Origin of the sequence: Thermoplasma sp. (assembly GCF_023256435.1) — an archaeon.
Taxonomy (GTDB): Archaea; Thermoplasmatota; Thermoplasmata; order Thermoplasmatales; family Thermoplasmataceae; genus Thermoplasma.
In genome coordinates, this window is the sequence record NZ_JAGDXM010000043.1 from 1 (window position 1) to 16,710 (window position 16,710).

Sequence of the window (16,710 nt, forward strand, 5' to 3'; positions counted from 1 at the left end):
CCCGGATGGAGAAAGTCTAAACGGATCCTGTGAGCCCGCCGCAAGGATCGGGTAAGACGAATAGTCGAATGCTGCCAGCCCGTAGGGTGAACAGAAGGGGGCTTACTCCGCGCATTCCCGCCTTTTCAGATTTGTCAGGTTAGAGCGAGATGAATCATTTTTTCCTATAATCAAATTTAGCGGAAAGATATCCTGTCGCACCGGCAGCCATATGAAGAACGTCGAAGAAATTCTTACCGATCCTTATCTCAGTTTTCCTAAGAACACCGGGGTGTTTTCTCTCGAGCTGATACCTTCCATATCCATTCCAGTACGCCTGCCTTAAGAACGACCGCAGATTTTCTCTCGTCTTTGCATAGACGATGCATCCTTCACATGTCGCGAAACGGAATCCAGCTTCAACCGCACTTATATTCAGGTCTATGTCTTCTGCCGTAACAAATTCAGGATCGAAACCTCCAAGCTGCAAGAATCTCTCCTTCCTGTACGCCAGATTGACTGAAGGAGCGGTCACCTCGATACCATTCATGTATATTTTCACGCGTTCTTGCATGTACCTTCTCTTACCGATATACCTGGTCAGGCCGATAACTGCATCATTTCCCTCCGCCAGGCTAGAAGTCATGCCAGAAATCCAGCCTTTAGACACCGTGGCATCGCCATCCGTGAAGAGGAGAAAATCGTATCTGGCCATTTTCGATCCGATATTCCTTCCCTCACCTCTAGAGCATCTTATCCTTCGATATACGGTGAAGTCGTATCCTTTAACGATCTCCTCCGTATCGTCCGTGCTCATATCGTCAACTATGATCGTTTCCATAGGCCTAAAATCGTTGCGATTTATGCTCTCTAGAAGATCCCTGAGATTCTTACCTTCATCTTTAACTGTAACAACGATAGATGCACCGTAATTGACCATGATCGATCCAATCAGATCCAGTCGGCCCTATCTATCTTTCTGTCTTCCTTGGTCTTTTTCTTATATTCCTTATAATGTTCCTTGCACAGGTGAACCTTTGTCTTATCGACAGATAAGGAAAATACCTTTCTGGCAAGTTCTGCTGGCACGGTCTTGAAACTCGGATTTGTGCAGCCTTTAACTTCACAAGTTTTCTCCATCTGATTGCAATGTGTTGTATGGTTATTAAGCTTTTTCCATTCACTGTTCGATCAGTTCCAGCAGAAGTGGCATGGACTTAAGGTAGAAGTAATCAATGCCGAAATGCCCGCTGTCATATAACTCATAAAAATGCACTACATTTTCTCTTTCAAGCTTTCTGTGCATCACCCCGATTCCTATATCTGCATGAAATTCATCCCGAATGCCAGCCTGCAGAAAGATGGCCATGTCCTTCAGTACATCCATATATTCATCTATATTTCTTGCTGGATCGAACCGCAGCCATCTTGACCAAATAGACTCATTGAATTCGCCAGTTTCGAGATCGAACGGGAATGATATTCCCATGGGACTGCCAGAATCCGGACTGTAAAAAGCGGACATGGCAACTATATTTGCAACCTTTATGTCCTGATTCTGGAGACTGAGTTTTCTGTGTATCTCTTCGTACCAGCGATATATGCCGTATTTGTGTATCTCCTTATAGGCATCTGGAAAGTCAGGAATGTATTCATACTCGAAACATGAATCGCCTGAAACATCTATGAACCCAGAAAATATGTCTGGGTGTCTCACAGCAAGTGTGTAGGATCCGAAACCTCCTGAGGATTTTCCGAATAATGCCATTGCTCTTTCCCCATATCTTTCTCTTACGAATCTAACGATTTCCTTCACAATGTAATCCTCATAGTCTCCAACAGCTGTTGAGTTAAGATACTGGTTTCCGTAGAGTCCGGTCATAACATCTGGAAGGACCAGTATGAAACCATGATCCATTCTCTTCTGTTCTATGTCCTTCAGTGCGCTTATAAAATCCAGTGCGGTAAACGATCTGTTCAGGAAACTTCTACCAGACCCGGTGAACCCAGCAAGACCTATCAAAACTGGAGAACGCGGTTTTGGATTTATCTCGATGATGTTCACATCCCTTGTAACCGGATCTCCAAGTGGATTCCCCGATAGAACTTCGGATGTTATTTTTTCCTCGAGCATGTTTATCAATCTATCACCTCATGCTATTCTATCACCGGGTTGAGAGAGATCATCAGCCTGTATTAGTCTCACACCATTGTTAGTAAGCGCGCCCAGGACAAGCACTTCAGACTTGAAATTTGCTACCTGTTTTGGTGGAAAATTGACAACCGCGATGATTCTCATGCCAACGAGTTCTTGCTTAGAATAATTGGTTATCTGTGCTGAGGAATTTTTGTATCCTATATCATCCCCAAAGAAGATGCGCAGCTTGTAGGCTGGCTTTCTAGCTTCCGGAAAATCCTGGACATCCTCTATTATACCGACGCGCATATCAACCTTTGAAAAAGTTTCATAGTCTATCCTTGGTTTGATCTCCATCATCAACACCTTCAAATCAGTTCAGCAGCAATACTATCTCAATGGATCTAATGCTGCATCTGAGCTCCTAAGTTCCCACGTTAGATGAATGAATGATGAATTAAATATTTATCACCATCTATACATACGCATACGGAAAGCGCTGATTGATAGCAAGTATGTTCTGAAATATCTTTCACATCTTCAAAATATCCGATATAAATCATTCTGACAGATGGGTATTTCGCACAGTTCCACCCTAAATTAAAATATATAAAGTTTGAACTTCGAAAGGCCCAGTCAAGGTATTTATTTCCGGATGTCAGCGTCCATTCAACGTCGGCTCCATGCAATTGTTTCACGAATAGCATGATCACAGACCGTAAATTCTGAAAACGTAGTTCTTAAGCGTGTCAATGAATGCCATCCATACGAATGCGAACGCCAGAACCATTAGTACGGAATATATGGGTATTTTGCTAACGAGGATACCCAGTGCGGATATCAGGCTGATTCCGATTATATCTCCAAGTATTGAGACCATCAGATATCGTGAAGGCTTTGAGTGCCAGAAGCGTCCCCTCTCTCTGACCATGAAAACATTGAACAGACCGCTGAATACCAGCATATCAAATATCAGCGTATGTATCATGTTCTTTGAGAAATGGAGATACAGACCGGTATATAGAATTATAAAACCCTCGACTACGAGAAGGGCCGCTATAAGACCGGATGTGATAACCATGGCCTTTACATTCCATTTTTCCGGCTTATTCGAGTATCTAACATTATCAGTCGCAATCGACATGGTTACGAAATCGTTGGCGAATAGCAGCAATATTATATCAAATGGAGTGGTGACGAAGAAATGCACAGCGAAGAATGATGCTGTCAGAAACACCACAACCTGTATGGTTTTCACGATCTTGTTAAGCGTGTACGTCAGCATCCTCTGGAATATCCTCCTTCCCTCTCTGACTGCCTCGACTATATCAGATATACCTTCATGAGTGAGCACTATGCTTGCTGAAGCCTTTGCAATATCCGTAGCGTTGCTGACTGCTATACCCACCTCCGCCTGCCTCAACGCGGGAGCATCATTTACACCGTCGCCGGTCATCCCAGTTATATGACCTTCTTCCTGCAAAGATTTCACTATTTTGAACTTATCCTCTGGAAAGACCTCTGCATATATGGCGCATTCGTCAGAAAATTTGCCATCAGTATGGATATTGCAGGTCTTTCCCTCAATGCCAACTTGCTTGCCTATTTCTTCAGCTATGGGTGCATTGTCGCCGGTTACCATCTTAACCGAGATGCCTAGATCCTTTAGATCCGATATAAGCTGTTTTGAGTCATCACGTGGCGGGTCATAGAGCGGTATCAAACCAGCAAGGTGCATCTTATCCTCTCCAGCACCCACAGCTATGACTCTGTAACCACGCTTTGCCAAATTCACGACGTCGTCCATTATATCATCGTATTTCATGCTGCACAGCTGGCTTATGATCTGTGGCGCACCCTTGGCAACCTTCATCGTCTTTCCATTTACCTTGACGACAGCTTCGGTTCGCTTTGTAGATGGGTCAAATGGTGTGAAGGCCGTTCTGATGGAAAAATCAGGCATCATGTCCCTGGCCTTTGCATATTCCAGTATAGCCTTATCTATAGGGTCATCACTCTGAACTTCAGACGCAAATGCAGCATACATGATGAGATCCTTTTCATCTGCATTGAGCGCTATAGGATCCGCGACCGTAAGATGATTCTTGGTTATGGTTCCCGTCTTATCAGAACAGAGAACATCCATCGATGCAGCATCCTCTATTGCGCTCAGTCTGGTAACTATGGCACCCTTTTTAGAGATATCGAGAGCTCCATAAGCCATGGCTATCGTGAATGTTGCGGGAAGTGCCACGGGAATTGAGGCTATCAGAAGCACGAGGATGAATGGGATTATATTCTGTATCGGTATATGAATAAAGTAAGAGTACACGGCGGTTATCAGGACAAGGATCACATCCAGTATTATCAGATCCCTGACTATGCCAAATATGAGTGATTCTATGTGTGATTTTGTTCCAGCAGATTGTATAAGATCGGTGGTCTTTCCAAAGTAGGTTGCAGATCCAGTTTTCACAACCACGGCCAACGCTTCTCCGCGTTTTACTATGGATCCTGAGTATGCAGTATCCCCTCTATCCTTTGAAACCGCTACGCTTTCTCCCGTTAGTGCAGATTGATCAATTTCAAGACTGCCAGATATTATGACTGAATCAGCTGGTACCACATCGCCTAGCCTTATGTCTATAATATCTCCCGGCACTAGAATTCTGGCTTCAATTTGCTTCCAGTCTCCTGATCTGACAACTCTTGCCTTGACCCTTAGCTTCTGTTTAAGGAGTTCCACCGCATTTTCAGCTTTTGATTCCTGAAAAAATCCTACGAATGCATTGAAAATGAGGAGAAACAAAATTATGTAAGTATCGAGATATTTACCAAGTAAGGCTGTTATAACTATGGTGGCTTCCAGCATCCATGGGACAGGCGCCCAGAATTTTTTGAAAAATTTGATGGCTCTGTTTTCCTTCTTTTCCTGTATCTCATTGTAACCATACTGATCGATCCTTTTCTGTGCTTCCTCTTCTGTCAGGCCAGACTGGTTTGTCTCAAGTTCTTTCAGGATCTTATCCACGTCGGCCTTTTCATCACCCATACCATCATAATATCATTATTCTATTTATAGGGAAGTCAAGTTTTCTAAAAGATGATTACGCCCGGAAGAAAGGTCATATGGCCTTTATCATGCAGTTATAGGAAAATAGGGGGTTTGTGGGAAGCAGTAATTCTCCTTCTTCGTAAAGAGATGCACGGATTTCTCCCAATGGAAATATTTATAGATTGTCTTCCCACATTCATTTGCATCATCCACGATGGCTAAGTGAACGATACTTGAGTGGGATCGGTGCGATCCGAAGCTTCAGATGAGGAGTAGCTCACACGGAAAGAATCATGGTAAATGGATACGCCATAAAGCGGTCATCCTAATGCTGAGCACGGAAATTTCTAATATTTTAGGGCAAAGAAACGGCCATTCCGGATCAAACATAATATATTTAATAGCAATCAAATACTGGATCATGAAATTCCGCGTTGAAATAAGGTATAAGGAAGGTGTTGAAGATCCAGAAGCCGTTACTATACTCAAGAATTTCAATATACTCGGATACAAGGGAATAAAGGATATTAAGACATCAAAGGTTTACTACATTGAGGCAACTGATGAGTCAGAGGTTTCAGAAGTAACGAAGAAGATACTGGCAAACCCAGTCATACATACATATAGCATAGATGTGGTCGACGGGTCAATTGCATAAATTGTTAAAAGTTTAATAACATAAATTTTTAACATAAATTTCAATATAACGCATAAAAAAGAAATACTTCTCTATATTACAGATATGTTGTTAGCCCAAAAGCAGAGAAGCATAGACGATCTATCGGTATTTGTCAAAAAATCTGTCTCTCCGAAGTACTTCGTAATTCCATTGATAGTCATAGGTTTAATTGACTATTATTTTATAAAAAGCCTTGTCATAACATTGCTGATAGTACCTGGTACCTTCTTTATATCTATTCTTCTAGATCTGCTTTTCACAAAATTGACTAAGATTGTCTTTCCATTAAGGAGAAGTATATACCTTAATTTTGTCTCGCTGGTCATATGGAATGTTTTCTTCTGGATACTCTTAATTTCACACGCCTTCAGTTCCTATGATGCGTCACTTCTACTTGCAATATCTTCAACCACATTGTTCAGATTCCTGATATTCTACGTTTTTTATCCTGCAGACGGGATCAGAGATCTGGTACCCTCTATGAATTATGTTTATTCGGCATTGATCATATTCCTCGTGTTGTTCAGATCACAGTATATCCTTATCGTACCTTTTATCATATCTTCGTTGATTTATGCAGTCGCAGCATATTTCCTTGTTAAAAGGTCGACATCTAAATTTGTGAAGAAATACAGATCATCCCCCTCAAAGATCCTCGAATTTTTCCTGAATTCAGGTAAGCGTCTTGAGTCTAACATCTCTGTTAAGCATTTCTTTGACAGAATATACAGTCATGAGCGAAAGATCCCTGTCAAGCTTATAGAGATAAGAAGGAGAGATGGAACGATCAAGGTGAGCATGATCTTTCCTTACATTCACCCGGGTCCATTTGGAACACTTGGTAGCAGTAACCTTCCTGAGCGTCTGAGCATGAGGCTTCCAGAGCTAAACGATCTGATGGTGTTTCATACCACAACTAGCAATGACAATAACTGCAGGGGGGATCAGGATATAGACAATATTGCGGAAGCGGTTCGACATGCTCACAATAAGCTTGTATTCACTGATAAGATGTCCAGGCCAAGAAAGGTAGTTGCTGGCAAATATGTAATTTTCATAGAGAGATTTGGTAATTTTGCCTTTGGAGCGATAGTCCCTGAAAAAACTCCCTTTGATGATGTAGCGCTTGAAGAGGGTCTTAAGATCATTGCGCATATGAAAAAGATCGGTGCTAAGGACTTTACCGTAATAGATGCGCAGAACAATTTTACCAAAAAGGCCCCCGAGCTTAAAAACTGTTCCACCACCATTAAGGCATTCGAAAGAGAATTCAAAAGAGATGAACCCAAATATGAAGCTAGAGTTGGATATTCGAGGATATATGAGGATATACCCGGTCTTGCGTCCATGGGCATACAGGCAACGGTCTTTCAGACTGGAGACAGATATGATGCTGTGGTGCTTACCGACTCCAACAATATAACAACTGAACTCATAGAGAAGGTCAGATCTAAGCTTTCTGGCATCGTCGCAGGTGTAGAGATCTATACAACAGATAACCATTATGTGAATGCAAGCGTTCTTGATGTGTTTCCATTGGGTTCGAAAGGCGATCTGGAAAGGATATCAGATCTGATAGTCGAGGCTGTCAAAAGGGCGAAGAACGACGTTGAACCTGTTCTCATAGGCATGGCTACTGAATTTACGACGGTTAAGATGGGCGAAAAGAACAATTTTCAGTCGCTCATATCCACGGTATTTTCGGCAGTACGCACGGCTAAGTTTACAGCCATATATACGATACCTACGTCCATAGCCACAACTTTTCTCATATTCAGGTTCATCTAATCGCCTTCATTGGAAGATGTGAGCTGCTCCTTAGTCTTAATCTTCGACCTTTCATTTCAGCAATGATGCGCCTGCCTCTAAGGATAGATTCCGGAGAGATCCAATATAGTGGAGGATACAAAAAGAACATGGAAAGATTGTTTATAGATACATCTAATGGATAATTCTAGGTATATCTTGTCAAAAGGAAGATTTTTAATGTTTCCTCAAACTTCCAGCTTTGGCTATAAGCTTGTATCCTAGATCATGGTATTCCTATAGGCGTAGAATCCAGTTTTATCGATAATTTTTCTCCGGCACGATACGGTTATGTCCAATTCATTTTTTAGAATCATATCAACGATAGAGAAAATCACATTAGCATAAAGTGCATATAAGAACGATAGGGAGTTAATGAAACCTGCAGACATAGATAAGCTCATATCAGACATACGTACAGCGATATATGCTGAGCAGAGTCATCGGAAGATAATAGAGATCGATCCGGATATATACCGCAGGGTACGTCTGGCATTATCGGATCTGCAGGCTGAAGCTGCCGAATATTTTCAAAACCAGGATATAGAAAATTATCTCACAGTCAACAATAGGATACAGACCATAAAGAGGGACTTCAAAAGCCTTTTTCAGAGGAGATTCGAAAAAATAGTAGCCAAGGCAATATACGATATAGGTGGAGAGACGCTTTCTCCGCTCACTGAAGAAGAAAGGGAATTCATAGAAAAAATACACAATATTATTATGGAGGAATTTGAGAGTTTTATTCCAAAGCGTGAAGAACATAAGGAGGAAAAGGCTCAAACTGTGGTTATTCCGGAAAAAGAGGCCGAGGATTCAGAACGTGCAGAGATCGCGAAAGAAGAAATAGTACAGGAAAAGAAGAGTTCCGAAGAGGCTATAGAGACTCCAACTCCATCGGCCACTGAGGATAAAAATGAGGAGAAGAGATACATTCTTGTTATGATAACAGAGGATCTTCCTCCAATAGCTCAGTCAGATAGGAACTATTCGTTGCACAACAACGATCTGGTTCATATCCCATCTGATCTTGCTACAATACTCATAAAGAGAAACGCGGCCATACCTCTTGAAAAAATGGATCAGTGATGGTGGCCGTGTTCATGCGTCGCAGCACTGGCAGGTTTTACCTGACCATCCAGTATCATCTTCAGTGCTTCATTTACTGGGATCTCCGGTACGATATATATTTTCATCCTATTTTTGACGTAATTGAATCCGGGAGATCCGATTTCGCTTAGCACCAATGCATCCACCCCATGATCCACTGCTGATCGTATCATCTGTATGCCTCTTGCGCCAGACGCTTCAAGAGCCGGATTGGCATATTTCTCGACAAGTTCAAATTTGCCATCGTTTACCTGATATATCTGTATTTCTTCCGATTCCCCTGGCCCATTCACTTTGTTTCCAGAAACTGCTACAGCGAATTTCATAGATAGGTATGCCACTTACCTATAAAAATTAATCGATATTTCGATATTAATTTGTCGTAAATATGAAATCCCAGGGTTACTGCTAAGATATTATGGCCACTCTAGATGTGATCCGCCCTTGACTTGGTGTGTTCTTGATGTCCGATCGGAAAAATTGATAAAGTGAATTACAATAAGCGTTAGCAAATAACTGTATCGTCAGGTTTAATCCTGATCATATGGAAGATATCTGCTGATTAATTCATAGTAGAGGGTGAATGTATGACAATATTTCAGGGTAAATCCGGAAAGAAACCAACTGGCGGAAGCTTGAAGCAGTCAAGAAAGAAGAGGAGATTTGAACTCGGTAGAGAGCCCACTTTAACAAAGCTTGGCAGTAAGACCGAGCGTAAGGTAATCAGAACAATGGGCGGTAACAGCAAGGTGATACTGTTCACAGCTGAGACTGCAAATGTATACGATGCGTCAGAGAAGAAGATAAAGCGCGTCAAGATAGTGACGGTTAAAGCCAACCCCGCAAACAGCCATTATGTTCAGAGAAACATCATAAACAAAGGTACGGTCATAGCGACAGAGATAGGGGATGCTGTTGTAACATCGAGGCCGGGCCAAGATGGCGTTGTTAACGCTAAGCTTCTGAAGTGAAATGAGGTGCGCTCTATATCTCCAGTATTTTTCCAAGGACATACCCAGATCCAAGGGAAGGCGGCTTTCTAAGAAGGTCCTCGCTAATTTTTCCGAGGATCGCCTCCGCAAGATACTGGATGAGGCCGGTATATCATACGAGATAAGGGAATGCTACTATCCTAGAATTCCCTGGCAGAAAACCAAGATGTATGTTCTGGAATCAAATTTGAAGAAAACCTCTATATTGAAATTGATCGAGAAAAAGCTATAGCGTTTTATCGTATGTTTCTGTTTTTCCTTTTAACCTCATAATACGTAAGAGGATGCTTCATCCATTCCCTGTGGCACAGAGGGTCATCATCCATGTAGCACAGATGATTGGATCGCATTGTTTCGCATTTTGGTGGCGTATACTCCGTTCCAGAGATCTCTCCTGATAGGTGTTTAATCTGATACCTCGTTATATTCTCTTCGAAGTCAGGGGCATTTCTAAAGTACTGAACTATCTCATCCTCAGAATATCCGACCTTATGCAGGAAGCTGGCCAGTGCCAGCCTTCCCATATGGGATACATTTATTCCACTATCAAGATTTTTAATTATCTCCTTCATGCAGGGTGGAAACATATCGATATTTCCCTTGCCTTCCATTAGTCCTCTGTTATGTGCCTTCCTATATGCATCGCGTAGCCTTGCTAGATCATCAGATACTGGTTTAAGGGCATCGATCGCGGCCTCTTCATCTATATCATCTATCACACTGAACATAAAGGATACAAAAGCCTCTTCTAGGATACGGACAAGAACTTCATTCTGAATATATACGTAACCGTTTTTCACAATCTGATTGGAAAGCCTATATCTAGATCCGGTCACTCTGCTCGCATATGTTGCAAAGTCGTCGATCTGAACTCTGTAGAGATGATCCTTCGTAAGTATGTTGCCCTCAACAGAGATATCGATGCTGAGCCTCCTTGCGAACTCTTCCAGATCTTCATTATGCTGTGCATTTGCGAGCTGTCTTTCAATGATGTCGCGCGCTCTTATTATTGCTCTTGCCGTCACTATATTTTCGTTTAGAGCGGCCAGTATCCAGGTCATGAATGCAAGCTCTTCAATCTCAGAGATGTAAGCAGACTTATCTCCACGTATTGCGCCTTCTATGAAGGCAAGCGTGCTTCTTTTTATTGCAGCGTACTCACGGTCTCTTTGGGCCTCGCCACTAATTGAGGCGGTGGCGATGCCCTCTATTAAATCTCTGTTCAGTATCGTTTTTCTGTCTGGAAATATCATGATACTTCTATGAGGTCATAGGTAGGTGCGCTGGTAATCCGCTCATAGCCGTCCTTTGTAACTATTACATCATCCTCTATTCTTACACCACCAAATTCCGGGACGTATATTCCAGGTTCGACGGTGACGACCATGTTTGCCTTGAGCGGAAAATCCATGCTTGGAGAAAGTGCTGGATGATCATGCACCTCAAGCCCAACTCCATGGCCAAGAGAGTGTATGAATCTTCCCTTGAATTTGGTTGAATCTATAACTTTCCTCGCTGCACCGTCAACGTCCCTTCCGTTCGCCCCATCTTTTATGCTCTTCATTCCAGCCATCTGAGCTTCCTTTACTATATTATACATCTCCGCCTGTTCCTGGCTGGCCTTTCCGAACACGACCGTTCTGGTTATATCTGAACAGTATCCCATGTATCTGGCTCCATAATCCATCAGCACAAAATCTCCCTTCTTGAGTTTGGCCTGACCGGGCGAATAATGCGGCATTGCAGCATTCTTTCCAAATGCCACGATTGTATCAAAGGATGGTCCTGAAGCCCCATTTTTCATCATAAGATAGACTATCTTGGAAGCAACCTCATACTCTGTCATGCCTTCCTTGAGGCTGTCTAGAACGTCAGGCAGAACCTCACTGCCTATCTTGGCAGCCTCCCTTATCTTGCTCAGCTCCTCAGGTTGCTTTATCTTTCTGGCTTCAAGGATACTTGCCGATACATCGAGGAATTCCTTATCTGGTACTATCCTGAGCAGCATCTTATATGATGCAAGTGAGAGTGATGAATAGTTGAGGCCAACGGTATTGACGTCCTTCAAAATCTCTCTCAGTATATTCTGGAATTCGGTGGAGTTCCTGAATATCCTGACATCAAGACCAGTTGCCCTTGCCGCCTGCTCTTCAAGCTGGGATGTAACGATAGTTGTGCCATTCTTTCCAACTATCAGTGCAGATCCTTCAAAAATTCCATTTGTCGTCTGCGTGACATAGGTGAACGTCGGATCTCTAGCGCTCTCCGAGGCGTTGTATATGAGAACTGTGTCAACCTCTCTGGCGTATTCGAAAATTCTCTTCACATCCATATTGCAAGATTTTACCTGTGGATATAACTCTTTGCAATCGATCATCTTATAGAGAAAGAATTCAGTAAATGAGCATTAAATTAGCGCTTATCATGGAAATGAAAATATACTTTATGGAGATATTTACTTTGTAATGGATGAAGTTTCGCTTGAACAAGGAATAAGACGCCTGACCACTGGAATCAACTGTATAGATGCAATTCTGAACGGAGGATTGGAGGGTGGCATAATTACAGAGGTCTTTGGAGAAGGAGGATCCGGTAAGACAAACATATGCATGGTGGCTTCATGCTCGGCACTCAGTCAGGGGCTGAAGGTTGTGTATATTGATTCAGAGGGCCTATCGCCAGAGAGGTTCCTTGCAGTCTGCCATTCAGACATATCGAGATTCAAACTCTTCAGAGTTTATTCTCTGGACGATCAGGAAGTTGCCATAATGAAGGCGTCAAAGATGGCCGATAAAGATCAGAAGATAGGTCTAATAATTCTAGATTCATTTTCAGAGTTCTTCCGGCTGGAACGCAGCGACGACAGGCAGTCCAGAATAGTGGAGTTTCAGAGGCAACTATCGTTATTGTCATCATTGGCAGCGAAGAGAAACATACCTGTTCTAATAACAAACCAGATATATCAAGATATAGATAATGGAACGCTACAGCCATTTGGTGGATTTCTCGTCGATCATGCCATGAAGGCGATTCTCAAGGTTGAAAAGCTGCCTGACGGCCGAAGAAAGATAAGCATAACAAAACATCGATCCGTGAAGGAGGGCCTATCAGCATTTTTCAGGATAACGGATGATGGGCTGACCTGCGAGGTGTGAGGTATGGGAACTGATATATCCGATATAGTTGTTAGTCATGACACATCGCTCAAGGATCAGGCGAACCAGATATTCTCCATAGATACGTACAATATACTGTACCAACTGCTCAGCAATGTGAGGCAGTTTGATGGAATGCCTCTTATGGATTCGCATGGCAATGTGACATCGCATCTGTATGGAATTTTTTATCGTACGGTCAATCTCATAGAAAACAAGATCAAGCCGGTATACGTATTTGATGGAAAACCAAGTCCCTTAAAGAATAGAACGCTCAGCGAGAGGCAGTTGATGAAGGAGAAGGCCAAAGTTGAGCTTGAGGAGGCTATAGAGAGAGGCGAAGAGAACCTAAGACAGTATTACTCCCGCATAAATTATATAACACCACAGATAGTTGATGATACGAAGAAGCTTCTTGGCTATATGGGAATCCCATATGTTGATGCGCCATCTGAAGGTGAGGCCCAGGCATCGTACATGACAAAAAAGAACGTTGACGGTGTAATTTCGCAGGATTACGACTGTTTGCTGTTCGGCGCGAAGAAGATCCTGAGAAACTTCGCGATCTATGGTAGAAGGAAGGTTCCAAGAAAGAACGTTTACAGGACGATATATCCAGAGTATATACTGCTGGATGAAACGCTAACGGTAAATCAGATCAATCATGATCAGCTGATTGATATAGGCATACTGGTTGGTACGGACTTCAACGAAGGGATAAAGGGTATAGGGGCCAAAAAGGCGCTTGTACTCATAAAGAAGGAGGGGAACATAAGGAATGTATTGAGACGTCTGGGTAAGGAGATCGAGAATCTCGACGAGATCGAGGATTTCTTCAGAAACCCCCCAGTGATCGATGTTGACTTCAAGTTTGGGCAGCTGGATGCAGACGGTGTAGAACACTTCCTGTGCGATGAACACGATTTTTCAAGGGATAGAATAAAGGATCACCTTGAGACGCTGAAAAAAAATTATCAGGTATCCACGCAATCGAAGCTGGATAGTTTTGATTAGCATAATGCTAAATAAATTATATTTTTGCAAATGTTTATATAGGTAAATGACTTATCGATAAGAGGTGTTTAATTGGAAGCAAGTGTAAATTTCACACAGTCTGCTAAGATCAGATCTCTGGTCTTTACATCGCTTGGGCATTTCACGAATGACTTCAATATACTTCTTTTCTCCATTCTGATAACATACTACCACTCTGACTTTGGAATAAGCCTAGCTGTTCTTGGTGCGGTGGCTATTATTTACAGTATAATAAGCGGTCTCCTTAGCACTCCGATCGGCAGATATGCAGATAAGACGCAAAGATATAGATTTCTGCTATTATCTGGATTTCTGATACTTGGGATCTCAGTGTACCTTTTTGCGCTGTCATTCGTTTCGGCTAGTTTAGCACTCCCTGTGATGATAGTGGCATCGATTCTCTTTGGATTTGGTCAAGCCTTCTACCATCCACTTGGTAGTTCTGTTCTAAACCTCACCTATGGAAATTCTTCTGCCTCGGCTCTGGGCATAAACGGTGCATTTGGAAGCATAGGCAGATCGGCCCTGCCTGTCATACTCGTTCCTTTGATAATTCTCGTTGGTGAAAAATACGCTTTGATTATACTTGGCTCGTACATGATAATCGCCGGCATAATAATCTACAGTGGCCTCTCATTCATAAGAGAGCATGAGATACCGGCAATCTCAAGATCAGCAAGTTCCTCAAGGAATCGTGAAACACTTTCCAGATACTCGGGCGTGCTGGCCATAATCGTTGCGATGGTCTTCATAAGGTCTATGTTTCTCACCGGTACCACTACATACATTTCCCAGTTTGTGCTGGATCGTGTCAGATCGGAGACCATGATGAGCATCATCTTGACCGTAAGCTTTCTGACAGCCGTAGCAGGGCAACCATATTTCGGGAGATTGACCCAGAAACACGGAGGAAAGTTTACTATAGGATTGACCACCGGCCTTTCAACACTTTTCTTCATCTTCTTCATGTTTGCTGGCACTGATCCCGTATTGAACACCATAACTTATGCGCTCTACGTTTTTACAGCCTTTTCAGGTTTTCCAGTTCTTATGGGATACGTCAATCAGATCGTCCCGCGCGAGATCTCAACAACCGCTGGAGGGATGGTATGGGGTATCGGCAACACAGTCGGTGGAGGTATTGGGATAGCCATAATATCTATTCTGCTATATGTCCACACGACTCTGATTGACGCCATGTGGATTATGACCATATTTGGAGCAGTTTCCCTGATCCTATTTCCACTGATACCCAATAAGCGTTCCGCAGCAAGGATGAAAGCATCAACCTCATGAAAACCTTTTTCCCATGTGGGTATCAAATTATTCCTACGAATCAAAAAATATAGCGCCCCTAGATCGGGGCGATGGAACGTTAAGATCAGCCAGATCGCATTCGGACAATGTAATGCGATATTCATTGATTTCGTCTCTTTATTCGCTCGGTCAACACGCTGACTCCTTGATAAGGACAGCCTACTGGATAGGAGATCAAAAGCTCTAGCTGGGGTTGATTCATTTGATAATGTTTATATGACGAAAAAATATATCGAACGGACAGGATGATCTAATGGCAAAGGGATCTGCAAATAATGTTAAGGTTAATCAAGAGTCCGGCAAGAATCAACCGGAAAAAAAGGAAAATAAGGATTTCCAGTACATAGTACGTATAGCAAACAAGGATCTGAACGGTGAGCGTCTTCTGCCACTGGCTCTTTCAGATCTGAAGGGTATAGGGGAAAGACTAGGTTATGTTATAGCGGAACGTTTGGATCTACCAATCGATAAGAAGATTGGAGAACTGAAGGAAGAACAGCTCGAAAAACTCCGTGAGTACGTTGAGGCTAAGGAATATGATCTTCCTGAGTGGCTTCTCAACCACAGAAGGGAGCCCATTACGGGCAAAAATTTCAATCTAGTTTCAACGGATCTTGAGATTCAGGTTCAGGAAGATATAAACCTGATGAAGAAAATAAGATCATACAAAGGAATAAGACACGAAAAGGGTAAAAAGGTCAGGGGCCAGAGGACAAGGTCTAACGGTAGAAAAGGTCTCAGTATAGGTGTTGTCAGGAAGAAAGAATGAGGTAGATAAAATGGGAGATCCTAAATTCCATCATAAGAAGTATTCGACTCCTCGCCATCCTTGGGAGAAGGAGAGAATAGATGAGGAGAATAAGATAGTTGTTAAATATGGGCTGAAGAACAAAAAGGAGATATGGAGAAGTGAGGCTCTCCTGTCATCGATCAGATCGCAGGCAAGATATCTGAGAGCCAGACTAAGAACAAACGATGTCAATGCACAGAAGCAGCTTGAGAGGATGATAAAGAGGCTGAGCAGATACAAGCTTCTGAGCGAGAATGCGAACCTTGATGACGTCCTTTCGCTGACCGTGGAGAATATCCTGGACAGACGCCTGCAGACTATAGTTTTCAGAAAGAACCTTGCCATAAGCGTTAGGCAGGCGAGGCAGTTGATAACCCATGGCCATATATCGGTGGCAGGCAGGCGTGTCACTGTCCCCGGAATGCTGGTGGAAGCCAAGGACGAGGATGCAATAACATTCGAAGAGAATTCGCCTCTTGCGAACGAGCTGCATCCCATAAGGCAGGCCCTCCTTGCACCTGCGCAGAGATCTGCTGAGATAAAGGAAACCAGTGAAGAATCCTCTGAGGAAGGTGATGTAAATGAATAAGACAGGCATTGCTCACATTTATGCATCTCAGAACAACACGATAATACACGTCACAGATCCGACCGG

The 16,710-nt window shown here is 42.8% G+C and carries 19 protein-coding genes; 11 read left to right on the top strand and 8 right to left on the bottom strand.

What is annotated here, in order from left to right; all coding sequences use genetic code 11:
- Positions 1-154 precede the first annotated feature (154 nt).
- The 5 genes from Q0C15_RS05680 to Q0C15_RS05700 form a co-directional block, all read right to left on the bottom strand.
- Positions 155-919 carry a glycosyltransferase gene (locus Q0C15_RS05680; RefSeq protein WP_297217213.1) on the bottom strand — a complete coding sequence of 255 codons (765 nt, stop codon included), beginning with the start codon at positions 917-919 and terminating at the stop codon, positions 155-157.
- 11 nt (positions 920-930) lie between these two features.
- Entirely contained in the window at positions 931-1,119 is a 189-nt protein-coding gene (locus Q0C15_RS05685) for a hypothetical protein (protein ID WP_297217215.1), read from the bottom strand.
- A gap of 40 nt (positions 1,120-1,159) precedes the next feature.
- On the bottom strand, positions 1,160-2,113 hold the full coding sequence (locus Q0C15_RS05690; protein WP_297217216.1) for an alpha/beta hydrolase-fold protein: 954 nt from the start codon (positions 2,111-2,113) through the stop codon (positions 1,160-1,162).
- 18 nt (positions 2,114-2,131) lie between these two features.
- Complete coding sequence (locus Q0C15_RS05695) at positions 2,132-2,473, bottom strand: tRNA-binding protein (protein WP_297217218.1); 342 nt, start codon at positions 2,471-2,473, stop codon at positions 2,132-2,134.
- A 352-nt stretch (positions 2,474-2,825) separates the two neighbouring features.
- Entirely contained in the window at positions 2,826-5,168 is a 2,343-nt protein-coding gene (locus Q0C15_RS05700) for a plasma-membrane proton-efflux P-type ATPase (RefSeq protein ID WP_297217220.1), read from the bottom strand.
- 424 nt (positions 5,169-5,592) lie between these two features.
- Here Q0C15_RS05700 and purS point away from each other — a divergent pair, with 424 nt between their 5' ends.
- From purS to Q0C15_RS05715, 3 genes are all read left to right on the top strand, one after another.
- Positions 5,593-5,829: a phosphoribosylformylglycinamidine synthase subunit PurS gene (gene purS / locus Q0C15_RS05705; protein ID WP_297217222.1), complete on the top strand. Its 237-nt coding sequence runs from the start codon at positions 5,593-5,595 to the stop codon at positions 5,827-5,829.
- A gap of 84 nt (positions 5,830-5,913) precedes the next feature.
- Positions 5,914-7,638, top strand: a complete 1,725-nt coding sequence (locus Q0C15_RS05710; RefSeq protein ID WP_297217225.1) for a DUF2070 family protein — start codon at positions 5,914-5,916, stop codon at positions 7,636-7,638.
- A gap of 393 nt (positions 7,639-8,031) precedes the next feature.
- Positions 8,032-8,745, top strand: a complete 714-nt coding sequence (locus Q0C15_RS05715; protein WP_297217226.1) for a DNA replication complex GINS family protein — start codon at positions 8,032-8,034, stop codon at positions 8,743-8,745.
- Here the strand turns inward: Q0C15_RS05715 and Q0C15_RS05720 are convergent.
- Positions 8,739-9,092, bottom strand: a complete 354-nt coding sequence (locus Q0C15_RS05720) for a NifB/NifX family molybdenum-iron cluster-binding protein (protein ID WP_297217228.1) — start codon at positions 9,090-9,092, stop codon at positions 8,739-8,741. The genes Q0C15_RS05715 and Q0C15_RS05720 overlap by 7 nt on opposite strands.
- 261 nt (positions 9,093-9,353) lie before the next feature.
- Between Q0C15_RS05720 and Q0C15_RS05725 the strand changes: the two genes are divergently transcribed.
- Complete coding sequence (locus Q0C15_RS05725; protein WP_297217230.1) at positions 9,354-9,737, top strand: 30S ribosomal protein S8e; 384 nt, start codon at positions 9,354-9,356, stop codon at positions 9,735-9,737.
- Position 9,738: 1 nt separating this feature from the next.
- Positions 9,739-9,990 carry a signal recognition particle subunit SRP19/SEC65 family protein gene (locus tag Q0C15_RS05730; RefSeq protein WP_297217232.1) on the top strand — a complete coding sequence of 84 codons (252 nt, stop codon included), beginning with the start codon at positions 9,739-9,741 and terminating at the stop codon, positions 9,988-9,990.
- Positions 9,991-9,994: 4 nt separating this feature from the next.
- Here Q0C15_RS05730 and priL read toward each other — a convergent pair whose 3' ends face one another.
- Positions 9,995-11,011, bottom strand: a complete 1,017-nt coding sequence (gene priL, locus Q0C15_RS05735) for a DNA primase regulatory subunit PriL (RefSeq protein ID WP_297217234.1) — start codon at positions 11,009-11,011, stop codon at positions 9,995-9,997.
- Positions 11,008-12,090, bottom strand: coding sequence for an aminopeptidase P family protein (locus tag Q0C15_RS05740; protein ID WP_297217236.1), 1,083 nt, complete (start codon positions 12,088-12,090; stop codon positions 11,008-11,010). Before Q0C15_RS05740 ends, priL begins: the two co-directional genes overlap by 4 nt.
- Before the next feature lie 133 nt (positions 12,091-12,223).
- Here Q0C15_RS05740 and radB point away from each other — a divergent pair, with 133 nt between their 5' ends.
- The 6 genes from radB to rpsK form a co-directional block, all read left to right on the top strand.
- A complete protein-coding gene (gene radB / locus Q0C15_RS05745) occupies positions 12,224-12,913 on the top strand; it encodes a DNA repair and recombination protein RadB (protein ID WP_297217237.1) in 690 nt (229 codons plus the stop codon).
- 3 nt (positions 12,914-12,916) lie between these two features.
- A complete protein-coding gene (fen, locus tag Q0C15_RS05750; RefSeq protein ID WP_297217239.1) occupies positions 12,917-13,927 on the top strand; it encodes a flap endonuclease-1 in 1,011 nt (336 codons plus the stop codon).
- A 72-nt stretch (positions 13,928-13,999) separates the two neighbouring features.
- On the top strand, positions 14,000-15,244 hold the full coding sequence (locus Q0C15_RS05755) for an MFS transporter (protein ID WP_297217242.1): 1,245 nt from the start codon (positions 14,000-14,002) through the stop codon (positions 15,242-15,244).
- Between the two features lie 274 nt (positions 15,245-15,518).
- Positions 15,519-16,034, top strand: coding sequence for a 30S ribosomal protein S13 (locus Q0C15_RS05760; RefSeq protein WP_110641865.1), 516 nt, complete (start codon positions 15,519-15,521; stop codon positions 16,032-16,034).
- Between the two features lie 10 nt (positions 16,035-16,044).
- Positions 16,045-16,644, top strand: a complete 600-nt coding sequence (locus tag Q0C15_RS05765) for a 30S ribosomal protein S4 (protein ID WP_297217244.1) — start codon at positions 16,045-16,047, stop codon at positions 16,642-16,644.
- Positions 16,637-16,710: 30S ribosomal protein S11 (rpsK, locus tag Q0C15_RS05770; protein WP_297217251.1), on the top strand; the 74-nt coding region annotated here is incomplete at its 3' end. The genes Q0C15_RS05765 and rpsK, both read left to right, overlap by 8 nt.